The 12,480-nt window shown below is 58.6% G+C and carries 15 protein-coding genes and 1 tRNA gene; 7 read left to right on the forward strand and 9 right to left on the reverse strand.

The genetic code is table 11. The annotated features are described in order from the left end of the window. Positions 1-156 precede the first annotated feature (156 nt). The gene (locus tag QD357_RS01125) at positions 157-369 is read left to right on the forward strand and encodes a helix-turn-helix domain-containing protein (protein ID WP_107107979.1); all 213 of its coding nucleotides are present in this window, start codon (positions 157-159) and stop codon (positions 367-369) included. 154 nt (positions 370-523) lie between these two features. Here the strand turns inward: QD357_RS01125 and QD357_RS01130 are convergent. Then, a tRNA-Lys gene (locus QD357_RS01130) sits at positions 524-599 on the reverse strand. Positions 600-1,080: 481 nt separating this feature from the next. Between QD357_RS01130 and QD357_RS01135 the strand changes: the two genes are divergently transcribed. The 4 genes from QD357_RS01135 to QD357_RS01150 all read left to right on the forward strand — a co-directional run bounded on the left by QD357_RS01135 (position 1,081) and on the right by QD357_RS01150 (position 2,860). After that, positions 1,081-1,287: a hypothetical protein gene (locus QD357_RS01135; RefSeq protein WP_107107978.1), complete on the forward strand. Its 207-nt coding sequence runs from the start codon at positions 1,081-1,083 to the stop codon at positions 1,285-1,287. 136 nt (positions 1,288-1,423) lie between these two features. After that, the gene (locus QD357_RS01140; RefSeq protein WP_107107977.1) at positions 1,424-1,681 is read left to right on the forward strand and encodes a GlsB/YeaQ/YmgE family stress response membrane protein; all 258 of its coding nucleotides are present in this window, start codon (positions 1,424-1,426) and stop codon (positions 1,679-1,681) included. Between the two features lie 174 nt (positions 1,682-1,855). Beyond that, positions 1,856-2,062: a hypothetical protein gene (locus tag QD357_RS01145; RefSeq protein ID WP_028753159.1), complete on the forward strand. Its 207-nt coding sequence runs from the start codon at positions 1,856-1,858 to the stop codon at positions 2,060-2,062. 183 nt (positions 2,063-2,245) lie between these two features. Continuing rightward, positions 2,246-2,860 (forward strand): GntR family transcriptional regulator, encoded by a 615-nt coding sequence (locus QD357_RS01150; RefSeq protein WP_107107976.1) that lies wholly within the window; start codon positions 2,246-2,248, stop codon positions 2,858-2,860. Between the two features lie 127 nt (positions 2,861-2,987). Here QD357_RS01150 and QD357_RS01155 read toward each other — a convergent pair whose 3' ends face one another. From QD357_RS01155 to cysG, 5 genes are all read right to left on the reverse strand, one after another. Next, a complete protein-coding gene (locus QD357_RS01155) occupies positions 2,988-3,800 on the reverse strand; it encodes a ferredoxin--NADP reductase (RefSeq protein WP_107107975.1) in 813 nt (270 codons plus the stop codon). Between the two features lie 235 nt (positions 3,801-4,035). Beyond that, entirely contained in the window at positions 4,036-4,548 is a 513-nt protein-coding gene (locus tag QD357_RS01160; protein WP_107107974.1) for a DUF934 domain-containing protein, read from the reverse strand. Positions 4,549-4,558: 10 nt separating this feature from the next. Further along, positions 4,559-6,232: a nitrite/sulfite reductase gene (locus tag QD357_RS01165; RefSeq protein WP_107107973.1), complete on the reverse strand. Its 1,674-nt coding sequence runs from the start codon at positions 6,230-6,232 to the stop codon at positions 4,559-4,561. A gap of 7 nt (positions 6,233-6,239) precedes the next feature. Continuing rightward, positions 6,240-6,554 (reverse strand): DUF2849 domain-containing protein, encoded by a 315-nt coding sequence (locus tag QD357_RS01170; protein ID WP_107107972.1) that lies wholly within the window; start codon positions 6,552-6,554, stop codon positions 6,240-6,242. 3 nt (positions 6,555-6,557) lie between these two features. After that, positions 6,558-7,994, reverse strand: coding sequence for a siroheme synthase CysG (gene cysG, locus QD357_RS01175; protein ID WP_107107971.1), 1,437 nt, complete (start codon positions 7,992-7,994; stop codon positions 6,558-6,560). Positions 7,995-8,288: 294 nt separating this feature from the next. On the opposite strand from cysG, the gene QD357_RS01180 reads away from it, so the two are divergent. Together QD357_RS01180 and mazG are read left to right on the forward strand one after the other, a co-directional pair. After that, positions 8,289-8,876 carry a deaminase gene (locus QD357_RS01180; RefSeq protein WP_107107970.1) on the forward strand — a complete coding sequence of 196 codons (588 nt, stop codon included), beginning with the start codon at positions 8,289-8,291 and terminating at the stop codon, positions 8,874-8,876. Positions 8,877-8,901: 25 nt separating this feature from the next. Further along, positions 8,902-9,738 carry a nucleoside triphosphate pyrophosphohydrolase gene (gene mazG / locus QD357_RS01185; RefSeq protein ID WP_107107969.1) on the forward strand — a complete coding sequence of 279 codons (837 nt, stop codon included), beginning with the start codon at positions 8,902-8,904 and terminating at the stop codon, positions 9,736-9,738. A 97-nt stretch (positions 9,739-9,835) separates the two neighbouring features. Here the strand turns inward: mazG and hflX are convergent, their stop codons facing one another. The 3 genes from hflX to QD357_RS01200 form a co-directional block, all read right to left on the reverse strand. Next, complete coding sequence (hflX, locus tag QD357_RS01190; RefSeq protein WP_181316057.1) at positions 9,836-11,197, reverse strand: GTPase HflX; 1,362 nt, start codon at positions 11,195-11,197, stop codon at positions 9,836-9,838. Between the two features lie 48 nt (positions 11,198-11,245). Further along, a complete protein-coding gene (gene hfq / locus QD357_RS01195) occupies positions 11,246-11,488 on the reverse strand; it encodes an RNA chaperone Hfq (protein WP_007693481.1) in 243 nt (80 codons plus the stop codon). Between the two features lie 108 nt (positions 11,489-11,596). Next, the gene (locus QD357_RS01200; protein ID WP_107107967.1) at positions 11,597-12,460 is read right to left on the reverse strand and encodes a D-amino-acid transaminase; all 864 of its coding nucleotides are present in this window, start codon (positions 12,458-12,460) and stop codon (positions 11,597-11,599) included. Positions 12,461-12,480 lie beyond the last annotated feature (20 nt).

Below are 12,480 nucleotides of genomic sequence, written 5' to 3' on the forward strand. Positions count from 1 at the left end.
GCCGGAACGCCAATCACCTTTTCGCGGGCGAAGCGGGCACAAGGCCGCACCCCTACCGAATAAAGATTGCTTCATATACTGCTAATATCCGAATTTACTCACAGCAACATTGACGTCATTTCTTCTAGCTCTCCAATGATTGCAAGGGAGCGTATCATGGCGGCTGTTGTTACAGAGCATTCCGAAACCTCCGTCGGCATGACGCCGGTGCACGATTCGTCGGCCACGGCCATGAGGCATAAAGAGGAAAGCGTTTTTCGCTTAAAGGCCGAGGGAAAGTCGATGGATTGCATCGCCCAAGAGGCAGGCGTCAGCCGATCGACCGTGACCAGAATCTTCCGCTATGTCGAACGAGCATCCGCCGGCTAGCAGACCGACAGGTGCGACGGCGCAGCAAATCGCTTGCCCGGTCGAGGCGGACACAGGTCGTTCTCATTCGGACATAGGGTAGACACGAAAACGGCTGAACAGGCCGGAGATAAAAGGCCCTGCCCTATAAACTGTCTGACTTTCCTGGATTTTTTGGTGAGAGCGATGGGATTCGAACCCATGACCTACTGATTAAAAGTCAGTTGCTCTACCGGCTGAGCTACGCTCTCCCTGTCCGCGGATGGTCACACCCCGGCTGGAAGTGCGCGGAACATATGCAGACGCCCTATTGCGGTCAACCCATAAAATCGCAGTTGCGGCGACGGACAATGCTTTTCCGCATGTCGACGTGGTGAAACCTGCCTGTCTCGATGCGCGACTTGGAAAGATCAGCGCATCAAGCAGTGGTTTCAAGCTGGAAAAAAGCAAGGATTGGTCGTTTTGATGATACGGAAGGGCATGATTCCTCAATTTAAGGATTATCTTATAGATTATTCTTGCCTTTTCGGGAGATTGCCGCAGACTTTTTGAGGGGCGACTACGCCTTTCTTATTCGAACGAATGACTCGGCGAGCGCCACGTCGGAATGTTACCACGGTTTTGATAGGATGTTTTTGAGCGAACACGGCATTATTGAATGCTAGTTGCCTGAATTCTTAAGATATCTGCCCGGTATCAGGTTTGGGCCGGCACTGGGGGTCGAGGGCGCCAATGAAGCAGAAATCCGAGCTCGATAAATGGTGCAAGGCACAGGAGCAATTTCTGCGTTTCCACCTGCATTGTCTGAAACAGGGCCGCATCCGCGTACATGTCGTGGAAAACAACCGGTTCATCGACACGACCGATGAAGTCGCCGAGGATTTGAGAAAACAGTTAGCCGATCTCAAAGCCTGTCTCGGCGCCCCGGAACAACGGTAACATTTTTCCCCAATAATCGCGCTTTGCCAGCCAGCGGCTCTGTTCGCAACCCAAACGCAATTGTTTGCGGGCCGAATCGCTTTTGGTGTATATCAACTTTTATCAGTAACTTGCCGATTCCTTGAGGAGGATATTTATGGAAGACGCACACGTCGGTTGGATCGCAGCGATCATTATTGGCGGCTTCGCCGGCTGGCTCGCCGAAAAGCTCATGGAAAGCAACATGGGCGTTATCATGAACATCATCCTCGGCATCGTCGGGGCAATTGTTGCTAGCTGGCTCCTTGGGGCCCTGCACATCGCATTGCCGTTCAACGCATGGCTCAACTATCTGATCACCGGCTTCATTGGTGCCTGCATCCTGATCTTCGTCGGTCGGTTGATCAGGCGATAGGCGCGCGCTGCGCGAGCAGAAAGCCGTCCGGACAGAGATGCTCAAAGGGAAGATGGGGATATCTCGTCTTCCCTTTTTTATTGTATTTATGTGACATTTTGCCTTTCACAACCCTTTTCAACCGCATCCGCAGCCCTAACTTTTGTTGGGTAGACGGAAGAGGAGGTTGGAAGCATGACCCAAAGCGCCAATCAGACGCCGGGCCGGAAAGTAATACGCGGTCGCCCCTACAGCATCGCCGAATTCGCACGAAAATATCGCCTCGACGACAAGGAAGCCAAGCGGCTGTTCGACAAGTTCGGACCGTCTTCGACGGAACTGGATTTGCTGATGGCTGCCAAGCGGAAGCCGCCGAGCCTATCCTCCGCAATCGGCTATTGACCCTATCTCACGGTCACGGGCTCCCCTCGCCCGGCCCTTGACCGTCCGATTCCACCAAATCAGAACTTTGACAGGTCCGGCAGGCGGGCTCGCAGCCGGCCGATCTCACCTGATATATCACCGTCGCTTGCCATCGCGACGACGCCATGGCAACTTGTGATATATCAATGGAATCGCCCGAGAATGCTGAATTCGCAAAGCCATCTTGCTTATCTCGCCCTTGAGCATCGGATCGTGACGTTGGCGCTGAAACCGGGTGCACTGGTCACGGAAAAGCAACTGATCGAATTGGCAGGCCATGGGCGCACGCCGGTGCGCGAGGCGATTCAGAAGCTGGCGTGGCAAGGGTTGATTCATGTAAGGCCGCGCGTCGGATTGCAGATCGCGGAGATTCGGCCGGGAGACCATATGCATGTGATGCAGGTCAGGCGCGAACTCGAACCGATCGCCGCATCGCTGGTCGCCAGCCATGCCACTGAGGAACAACGGGAACAGTTGCTTGAGTGCGCCCGGCTCATGAGTGATTGCGCCGCAACGCGCGATCTGCCTGGCTTCTTCGCTGCCGACAAGGCGTTCGATGAAATCCTTGAGGAGGCCTGTCCGAACGGCTTCATCACGGCCGCACTCGGACCCGTGCAGACGCATTCGCGCCGGCTCTGGTATTCGACCGCTACGCCCGATGGCATGGACCGGTCGATTGCGTTGCATGTCAGCGTCATCACGGCAATCCATCGGGGCGACAGCGATGATGCCCGCAAAGTGATGGCAACACTGATCGATTATCTCAGCGACAGATGAAAAAAGCGGCCTCGCTATCGAGACCGCCTTACCTATTCCGATATCCGAGAGCAGTTTCGCTTTTCACGAAAACGCGGAATTAGCCTATTTTGCAATCCCGGATGGAAAACTGCTTCGTATTTTTCGTTTAGCCGACGAAGGCGCGTTCGATGACGAATTCGGCCGGCTTGCTGTTGGCGCCTTCGTTGAGGCCTGCCTTCTCAAGCAGGTCCTTAGTGTCCTTCAGCATGGCCGAGGAACCGCAGATCATGCCGCGGTCGACCGCGGGATCCAACGTGGGAATGCCGAGATCGGTGAAGAGCTTGCCGTTTTCGATGAGATCGGTAATGCGGCCCTTGAAGGGAAACTCTTCGCGGGTGACGGTCGCATAGTGGCGCAGCTTGTCGCCGACGACTTCACTCAGGATTTCATCGTTGCTGATTTCCTCGACGAGGTCGAAGCCGTATTTCAGCTCTGCCACATCACGGGTTGTATGCGTGAGGATCACTTCCTCGAACTTCTCATAGGTCTCTGGATCGCGGATCAGGCTGGCGAAAGGCGCAATGCCGGTGCCGGTCGAGAACATATAGAGCCGCTTGCCCGGCGTCAGCGCGTCGAGCACCAGCGTGCCCGTCGGCTTCTTGCGCATCAGCACTTCGTCGCCCGGCTTGATGTTCTGTAGATGCGAGGTCAGCGGACCATCCGGCACCTTGATCGAGAAGAATTCAAGCTCATCGGCCCAGGCAGGGCTCGCGATCGAATAGGCGCGGTAAAGCGGCTTGCCGTCGACCATAAGGCCAATCATCGCGAACTCGCCCGAGCGGAAGCGGAAGCCCTGCGGCCGGGTCATCGTAAAGCGAAAGAGCCGGTCGGTATAATGCGTCACGCTCAGTACCTTCTCGGCAAAGACGCCGGCGGGCACTGCGGAAACAAAGTCTTCGGTCTTGGCGGGGGCGTTCATTCGGTCTCGGATCCCGTATTCGTCGTACACGTCATTCTTGGCAAGCTGCGTTTCGCGAGGCTGATATTATAATATAGCCCCGATTTAAAGGCATTCTATTCCATCACACGGCGCCGGCATAAAATATGCGTGTTCCGGTCAAGATTCACGCCATCATGTCAGCCATATATAGTCACTAGAATGCGGCAATCCGATGTATCTCGCATTGCCGCCACTCCTGGGGCTGAAAGCCGCATCAGGCCGTTTTGGCGGCCTGGCGGCGCCAGCTATAGGCTTGGCCGCCTTCGGAATGCCGGGCGGTCGGCTGATAGTGATGCGGAATGCCCGGCAGGCGCTGTTCCGAAAGCCGATTCAGCGCCGTCTCGTTGGTGACTGCGAAACTATCAATACCGACCCGCAACATCAATGGAACCTGGTCAATCAGCACATCGCCAACCGCACGCAGCTCGCTGGTGTAGCCGAGGCGCTGGCGCAGCAGCGAGGCGTGGCTGAAGGCGCGGCCATCGTTGAAAGCCGGAAACGCCACGGCGACGATCTCCAGGCGATCGAGATAGGGCTCCAGCCGGGTCACATCGTCAGCCGGCTTGATCAAGACGCCGAGGCCGATATCGTTGCTTTCCTCGGCCTTGGCAATCAGGGCATCGAGGCCGAGCAGCGGCTTCTGCTCTTCCGTCGCCTTCAGCTCATCGGTTTCGATGATCCAGGGATCGTTTGCGACAAAACCGGTTTCCCGCCAAATCTTCGTCATGGCCATCTCCTTACGCCGCTTCGGCCGCTGCCGAGCCGTAGAGCGCATCCTTGAAAGGCTGCGGTCCGACGCGACGATAGGCGGCGAGGAAGGTTTCGGAAGGCTCCAGACGCAGGCCGAGATAGGTATCGACGATCGTCTCGATCGCATCGGTCACCTTTTCCGGCTCGAAACCGCGGCCGATGATCTCACCGATCGAGGTATGCTCATCGCCGGAGCCGCCGAGCGTGATCTGATAGAGTTCCGCACCCTTCTTCTCGACGCCAAGCAGGCCGATATGGCCGACATGGTGGTGGCCGCAGGCATTGATGCAGCCCGAAATCTTGATCTTCAGCTCACCGATTTCGGCCTGACGCTCGGCCGAACCGAAGCGCCTGGAGATTTCCTGCGCAACCGGGATCGAACGAGCATTGGCGAGAGCGCAATAGTCGAGGCCGGGACAGGCGATAATGTCGGTGATCAGGCCGGCATTGGCGGTTTCGAGACCGGCGGCGACCAGGCCGCGATAGACGGCTTCGAGATCGGCCAGCGCCACATGCGGCAGGATCAGATTCTGCTCGTGGCTGACGCGGATTTCGTCGAAGGCATATTCTTCGGCGATATCGGCCACCACATCCATCTGCGCGTCCGAAGCATCGCCCGGAATACCGCCGATCGGCTTCAGCGAGATCGTCACCATGCCGTAATCGGGATTCTTGTGCGGCTGCACATTCTGCTGAACCCAGCGGGCAAAGGCCGGATCGGCCTTCTTCCAGTGGGCGAGGTTTTCCCAGCCTTCGGCGCGTTCCGGCAGAGCCGGAGGTGCGAAATAGGTCGCGATCGCCTGAACGTCGGCCTCAGGAAGCTTCAGTTCCGTGTCTTTCAGGTTTGCAAACTCGGCCTCGACCTGACGTGCCAATTCCGCAGCACCGGTTTCGTGCACGAGGATCTTGATGCGGGCCTTGTATTTGTTGTCGCGGCGGCCGTGCAGATTGTACACGCGCACGATGGCGGTCGTGTAGGACAGCAAGTCTTCTTCCGGCAAGAACTCGCGGATCAGCTTGGCGACCATCGGCGTGCGGCCCTGCCCGCCACCGACATAGACGGCAAAGCCGATCTCGCCCTTGTCGTTTTTCTTCAGATGCAGGCCGATATCATGCACCTGGATGGCGGCACGGTCGCGCTCGGCGCCGGTGACAGCAATCTTGAACTTGCGCGGCAGGAAGGAGAATTCCGGGTGAACGGAGGACCACTGCCGCAGGATTTCCGCATAGGGACGCGGGTCGGCGACTTCATCGGCGGCGGCACCGGCAAAATGGTCGGCCGTGACGTTACGAATGCAATTGCCTGACGTCTGGATGGCGTGCATCTCGACGGAAGCAAGCTCAGCAAGCACATCGGGTATATCGGACAGCTTCGGCCAGTTGAACTGCAGGTTCTGGCGGGTGGTGAAATGGCCGTAACCGCGGTCATAGGTGCGCCCGATATGCGCGAGCATCCGCACCTGGCGCGAGCTCAGCGTGCCATAGGGAATGGCAATGCGCAGCATGTAAGCATGGAGCTGCAGATAGACACCATTCATCAAACGCAGCGGCTTGAACGCATCTTCCGACAGCTCACCCGAAAGGCGCCGCTGCACCTGATCGCGGAACTGCGAAACCCGTTCCGCAACAAAGGCGTGGTCAAATTCGTCGTAGCGATACATGATTTCCTCAGACTGCAATGAATTCCGGATCGGCCGCGGCATAACCCGGCGCGTATTCCATCGTGGGACCTTCGGCGCGGATGCGCTCACGCAGGCGCAGCGGCCAGAGCTTGCCGGCGGTTTCCTGAACTTCAATCAGGTTGACGTCGACGACCTTGTTATCGGCATAAGCCTGCTTGCCGATCGCCTCGAGCGCGGCATCCGCCTCGGCATGACGAGCGACGAGCGCCTCCTGCAGCGAGGTTGCCCACTCACCATTGGCATCCAACCAGACGGCAATGCCATCGGTCAGCCGGTTTGCGGTCAAAACCTTGTCGACCATGGATCAGCTCCTTGCAAATTCTTGAGCGGCGGTCTCCTGGCGGACCAGCGGCTCGGACTGTTCGAAATTGGCGCCGGCGACAGCGTCGCCGATGATGACCATGACCGGACCGCCGAGTTCATCGCGATGCTCCAGGTCCGGCAGATCTTTCAAGGTGCCGTGCATCAGGCGACGGTCGCGGCGGCTGGCGTTCTCGATGACGGCGACGGTGGTCTCCGGCGGAAGCCCGGCTTCCATCAGACGACCGGCCACGGAAGCGGCGACCGTGCGGCCCATATAGACAGCGATGGTCGCGCCGGATACGGCGAGGCTCGCCCAATCCGGCAGGACGTTGCCGGTCAGGTCGTGACCGGTGGTGAAGACCAGCGACGAGGCGACGCCGCGCAGCGTCAACGGCAGCTCGAAATCGGCAGCCGCAGCAAAAGCCGAGGTGATACCGGGAACGATCTCATAGGTAACGCCAGCAGCGCGGAGGGCAGCCATTTCCTCAGCCGCCCTGCCGTAGACCAGCGGATCGCCGGACTTCAGCCGCACGACGCGCTTGCCGTCCTGACCAAGCTGCACCAGCAGATCATTGATCTCTTCCTGGGATTTCGTGTGGCAGCCCTTGCGTTTGCCGACGGAAAGACGCTCGGCGTCACGGCGGCCCATATCGACGATCGCCTGTGGGACGAGCGCGTCATAGACGATGACATCGGCTTCCATCATCACGCGTTGAGCGCGCAGCGTCAGCAAATCTTCCGCGCCAGGACCGGCACCTACCAGCCACACATGACCCTCGACCTTGTGCATAGAGTGCAGCAAGCTGTCGGCGGCACGTTCGGCTTGCAGCAGATGACCGGCGCTGACGGCGTCAGCAACAGGGCCGGAAAAGAAGCGGCGCCAGAAGACGCGGCGGGCGACGCCACGCGGCACCAGGCGTTCGACGGATTTGCGATAGCTCGTCGCCAGTTCTGCGAGCTTGCCAAGCGAAGGCGACAGCAATTGATCGATCTGCGCGCGGATCATCTGCGCCAGCACGGGGCCGGCGCCTTCGGTGCCGATAGCGACAGCGACCGGGGCGCGATTGACCAGCGCCGGCGTGTAGAAATCGCAATAGTCAGGCTGATCGACGGCGTTTGCCGGAATTCTTGCGGCGCGGGCAGCGTCAACGATGGCGCGGTCGGCTTCGGCATCACCGGTGGCGGCGAACACCAGGGCAGCGCCCTCCACCTGATCGGGCGAAAAAGCCGTTCGCACGGTCTCGATGCGATTGGCGATCAGGAAGGAATGATAATCGGCTTCCGGCGTTTGCGCGTAGGCGACGATCTTCGCCTGCGTATTCATCAGCAACCGCGTCTTGGCAAAGGCTTCATCACCATTGCCGAACACAGCCGCGATCCTTCCTTCCACGCGAAAGAAGGCGGGAAACACCGAAAGCTGTTGAGTCCTGGGAGGCATCATTATTCCACTTCGAGATTGCCCGAATATCACCTTACCGGCCAGGAGATTGAAGAAACAGAAATTCTAATGCTCCGCCGAGTCCGTATTCTTTTGCTCGACATCTCTCCGATTTGAGCAAAACTCACCAGTCAGTCAGAATAGCATAAATACAGGAAATCCATAGACTTTTAGGACTTCTTGCTATCAAGGACATTCCTATTGCCTGTGGCAAATGGAGTCCATACGTCATTTGCGCATTCCGCCGTGCCGGCAATGCCGTTAAGATGAAGAAAATATCTCGGAGTGTTCCGTTTGTCCGCCAACACCATCGCCGCCCGCCTCCTCGATGTCATGGAACACGATATCCTGCCGCTGACGCAAAGGGGCGTTGCCGCCGGAAACAAGGTTTTCGGCGCGGCGATCCTGCGTAAATCCGACTTGTCGCTGGTCATTGCCGAAACGAACAACGAGCTCGAAAATCCGCTTTGGCATGGCGAAGTACATGCGTTGAAGCGCTTCTACGAACTCGGCGAGAAGCCTGCGACCAAGGAGCTGATCTTCCTCTCCACGCACGAGCCCTGCACCATGTGCATGTCGGCCATCACCTGGGCCGGCTTCGATAATTTCTACTATTTCTTCAGCCATGAGGATTCCCGCGACGCTTTCGCGATCCCGCATGACCTGAAAATCCTGAAAGAGGTCTTCGGGCTGGAACCGGGCGGCTATCGCCGGCAGAACGCCTTCTGGAACAGCTTTGCGGTCGCCGATCTCGTCGAAACGGAAGCGGACCCGCTGAAGGCGGCGCTCAAGGAACAGACGGCGCGCATCAAGGCCGCCTATGCCGCGCTCTCCAATCGCTACCAGGCGACCAAGAGCGACAACGACATTCCACTAAACTGAAATAGACAAGACCATAGAGGCCACGATGGAAGCATCGCGAGACATATCCCGCCTGATCGAAATCATGGCGGCACTGCGCAACCCCGAGACCGGTTGCCCGTGGGACATCGTCCAGACCTTCGAGACCATCAAGCCCTATACGATCGAGGAAGCCTACGAGGTTTCCGATGCGATCGAACGCAGGGATATGGACGATCTTTGCGAAGAGCTCGGCGATCTCCTGCTGCAGGTCGTTTTCCATGCTCGCATGGCTGAGGAAGCGGGCGAATTCTCCTTCGGCGATGTAGTGGAAGCCATTACCCGCAAGATGATCCGCAGGCATCCGCATGTCTTCGCTGTCTCCGGCGCCGATACGCCCGACGCGGTGAAAGTGCAGTGGGAAGAGATCAAGGCGCAAGAGAAGCGCGAGCGCGCCGAGCGCCGGGCACGCCGGGGAATCTCCGAGGATTTCAAAACCGGTTTTCTCGGTTCGGTGCAACGCACATTCCCCGCTTTGACCGAGGCGCTGAAATTGCAAGAACGCGCCGCCAAGGTCGGCTTCGACTGGTCAGCGCCCGAGCCGATCCTCGACAAGATCGAGGAGGAAATCGACGAATTGCGGGTGGCACTTGCAAGCGGCGACAAGGCCAAGGTCAGCGACGAACTGGGCGACCTGATCTTCGCCGTCGTCAACATCGGCCGGCATGTGAACGCGGAGCCCGAGCAGGCATTGCGGGGCACGAACACGAAATTCCGCCGCCGTTTCAATCACATCGAAACGACACTCGCCGCCGAAGGGGAAACTCTCGACGGCGCTTCTCTGGAGCGGATGGAAGATATCTGGCAGGCGGCGAAGGCGATCGAGCGTCAGCTCGCTGAATAGAGCAAATCCAGCGCGAAGCGGTTTTCCGTCCGGAATTGCGGAAAAAACAAAGGGATAGAGCGGTTCTTCTGTGAAAAGTTGAACCACTCTAGGACGTCTATTCCCAATCCTCGCGCTGCGGCTTCGGACCATTGCCCATGCGCCGCTCCAACTCCGCCGCTTCCGTCTCGGTCAAGCGCAAATCCAAGGTGACGGTGCCGTCCTCGTTGTCTTCGCGGCCATCGACGATGGCGTAATTGTAGAGCCACGGCAACAATGCCAGCTTGTCGAGGGGCAGCGTGATCGTCGTCTCGGTCAGGACACCGGAGAGCCGGCGGCTGATTTCGTTCATCAGGCGATCGACGCCCTCGCCGCTCCTTGCCGAGACCGCGATGACGTTTTCAGCGGTCGATGCCTTCTGGACGATGGCATCATGCGCCTCCGGCTCCAGTCGGTCGATCTTGTTCCAGACTTCGAGGATGCGCTCCGCCCCTTCCGCCTCGCCGATGCCGAGATCGCCGAGGATTCGCATGACATCGGCGCTCTGCGCCGGATTGTCATCATCGGAGAGATCGCGCACATGCAGGATCAGGTCGGCTTCCAGGACTTCTTCCAACGTGGCGCGGAAAGCGGCCACCAGATGGGTCGGCAGGTCGGAAATGAAGCCGACGGTATCGGAAAGGATCACGGTGCGGCCATGCGGCAGCTTCATGCGCCGCAGCGTCGGATCGAGCGTCGCAAACAGCATGTCCTCGGCCAGGACACCAGCACCGGTAATCCGGTTGAACAGCGTCGACTTGCCGGCATTGGTGTAGCCCACCAATGCCACGATCGGATGCGGCACCTTCTTGCGCTTGGCACGGTGAAGCTGGCGGGTGCGCACCACCTGCTCCAGCTCGCGCTCGAGCCGGATGATCCGCTCCTGCAGCATGCGCCGGTCGGCTTCGATCTGTGTTTCACCGGGGCCGCCCATGAAGCCCGCACCGCCGCGCTGGCGCTCAAGGTGGGTCCAGCTTCGAACCAGCCGGCCCTTCTGGTAGTTCAAATGCGCAAGATCGACCTGCAGCGTGCCTTCCTTGGTGGAGGCGCGGCGGCCGAAGATTTCAAGAATCAGACCCGTGCGGTCGATGACCTTGGCGTTCCATTCCTTCTCGAGATTGCGCTGCTGCACCGGCGTCAGCGGATGATCGACGATCACCAAGCCGGCATCGAATTCGTCGAGTAGCGCGCGGATTTCCTCGATCTTGCCGGTGCCGAGAAGTGTCGCCGGACGCGGATCGCTGATCGGCACGATCGAGCCATTGACGACGTTCAAGTCGATGGCGAGTGCCAGACCCTTGGCTTCTTCGAGCCGGCTTTCGGGGGAACGGATGGTCGTCGCCCCATCCGCCTGCGCGGAGCGCGACGCGCGCGCCTGCTTCAGGACGGGCACAATGACGACAGCATGCGTGTCATCCCGATGCTTCGCAGTTTCCGGGATGATGGAATCGTTTTTCGTATCGCGTGTCGTGATAACGGCAAATCCTAGTTAGGATGCGACTTCTTCGCTTTCGAACATCTGCATCGGTTGGCCAGGCATGATCGTCGAGATCGCATGCTTATAGACGAGCTGTGAATGGCCGTCTCGGCGCAGCAGGACGCAGAAATTATCGAAGGACGTAACAACGCCCGTGAGCTTTACGCCATTGATCAAAAAGATTGTGAGTGAAATCTTTTGCTTGCGAACAGTATTGAGAAATAGGTCCTGCAAGTTTTGAGAACGTTCCGCCATCGCGCCGCTTCTTTCTTTTTTGCCAGCCTAAGCCGGTGAAATATCAAGATATACTGAGACCCCGGAAAGGAGATACCCTCACTCTCTCCTCTCCAGCGAATGTTGGTATCAAATCGCAGTCTTTTCCGCAACGTCGAAAAAGGCTTCGCGAATTTTCTGCGAAACGCTCCCGGGATGACCGTTGGCGATCGTCTGGCCGTCGATGGCAACCACCGGAAAACAAATGCTGGTGGCGGCCGTAATGAACACTTCGCGCGCCGCCATCATCTCCTCGACGGAGAAGAAACGCTCGACAACGGTGACCTCCAGTTTCGCGGCGACATCCATCAGCGTCGTGCGCGTGATGCCGCGCAGGATGCCGTGCTCCGCCGGGCGTGTGACCAGGTTGCCATCCGTATCGACGATCCAGACGTTGGTCGCAGCCCCCTCCTTCACCATACTATTATGATCGATATAGATCGCTTCCTGTGCGCCGGCTTCCTTGGCCTGCTGGCGAGCCAGCGCATTCGGCAGAAGCCCGACAGACTTGATGTCGACCCGATCCCATCGATTGTCGCGCACGGTGATCGCCTTGATGCCATTGGCATTTTTCTTGGCGATGACGGACGGATCGGTGCTCTTGGCGGTGACCACGATCGAGGACGGCGTGCCTTCGGCCGGGAAGACATGATCACGGCGGGCGACGCCGCGCGTCACCTGCAGATAGAACAGGCCGTTGCGGACGTGATTGCGGCGCAGCGTCTCGCGAATCACATGGATCAGCGCCGCGCGGCTCATCGGCCAGGCGATGCGCAGTTCGCCGAGTGAGCGGTTGAGACGGTCGAGATGGCGGCTCAGATCGACGATCAAGCCGTGACGGACCTCGCAGACCTCGTAGACACCATCGGCAAATTGATAACCGCGATCCTCGACATGGACCATTGCATCGCTGTGGTTGACGTAACGGCCGTTCACATAAGCTATTCTCGGCATGGCGGACCCTGATCAGAATT

The organism is Rhizobium sp. BR 317 (assembly GCF_047445835.1).
GTDB lineage: Bacteria > Pseudomonadota > Alphaproteobacteria > Rhizobiales > Rhizobiaceae > Rhizobium > Rhizobium paranaense.

Bases quoted from the DNA above. Each gene is read 5' to 3' on its own strand.
- QD357_RS01125 (WP_107107979.1), top strand. From the start codon at position 157: ATGGCGGCTGTTGTTACAGAGCATTCCGAAACCTCCGTCGGCATGACG.
- cysG (WP_107107971.1), bottom strand. From the start codon at position 7,994: ATGCCTCCCAGGACTCAACAGCTTTCGGTGTTTCCCGCCTTCTTTCGC.
- QD357_RS01140 (WP_107107977.1), top strand. From the start codon at position 1,424: ATGGAAGACGCACACGTCGGTTGGATCGCAGCGATCATTATTGGCGGC.
- QD357_RS01165 (WP_107107973.1), bottom strand. From the start codon at position 6,232: ATGTATCGCTACGACGAATTTGACCACGCCTTTGTTGCGGAACGGGTT.
- QD357_RS01170 (WP_107107972.1), bottom strand. From the start codon at position 6,554: ATGGTCGACAAGGTTTTGACCGCAAACCGGCTGACCGATGGCATTGCC.
- QD357_RS01145 (WP_028753159.1), top strand. From the start codon at position 1,856: ATGACCCAAAGCGCCAATCAGACGCCGGGCCGGAAAGTAATACGCGGT.
- QD357_RS01155 (WP_107107975.1), bottom strand. From the start codon at position 3,800: ATGAACGCCCCCGCCAAGACCGAAGACTTTGTTTCCGCAGTGCCCGCC.
- QD357_RS01150 (WP_107107976.1), top strand. From the start codon at position 2,246: ATGCTGAATTCGCAAAGCCATCTTGCTTATCTCGCCCTTGAGCATCGG.
- QD357_RS01160 (WP_107107974.1), bottom strand. From the start codon at position 4,548: ATGACGAAGATTTGGCGGGAAACCGGTTTTGTCGCAAACGATCCCTGG.
- mazG (WP_107107969.1), top strand. From the start codon at position 8,902: ATGGAAGCATCGCGAGACATATCCCGCCTGATCGAAATCATGGCGGCA.
- QD357_RS01135 (WP_107107978.1), top strand. From the start codon at position 1,081: ATGAAGCAGAAATCCGAGCTCGATAAATGGTGCAAGGCACAGGAGCAA.
- QD357_RS01200 (WP_107107967.1), bottom strand. From the start codon at position 12,460: ATGCCGAGAATAGCTTATGTGAACGGCCGTTACGTCAACCACAGCGAT.
- hfq (WP_007693481.1), bottom strand. From the start codon at position 11,488: ATGGCGGAACGTTCTCAAAACTTGCAGGACCTATTTCTCAATACTGTT.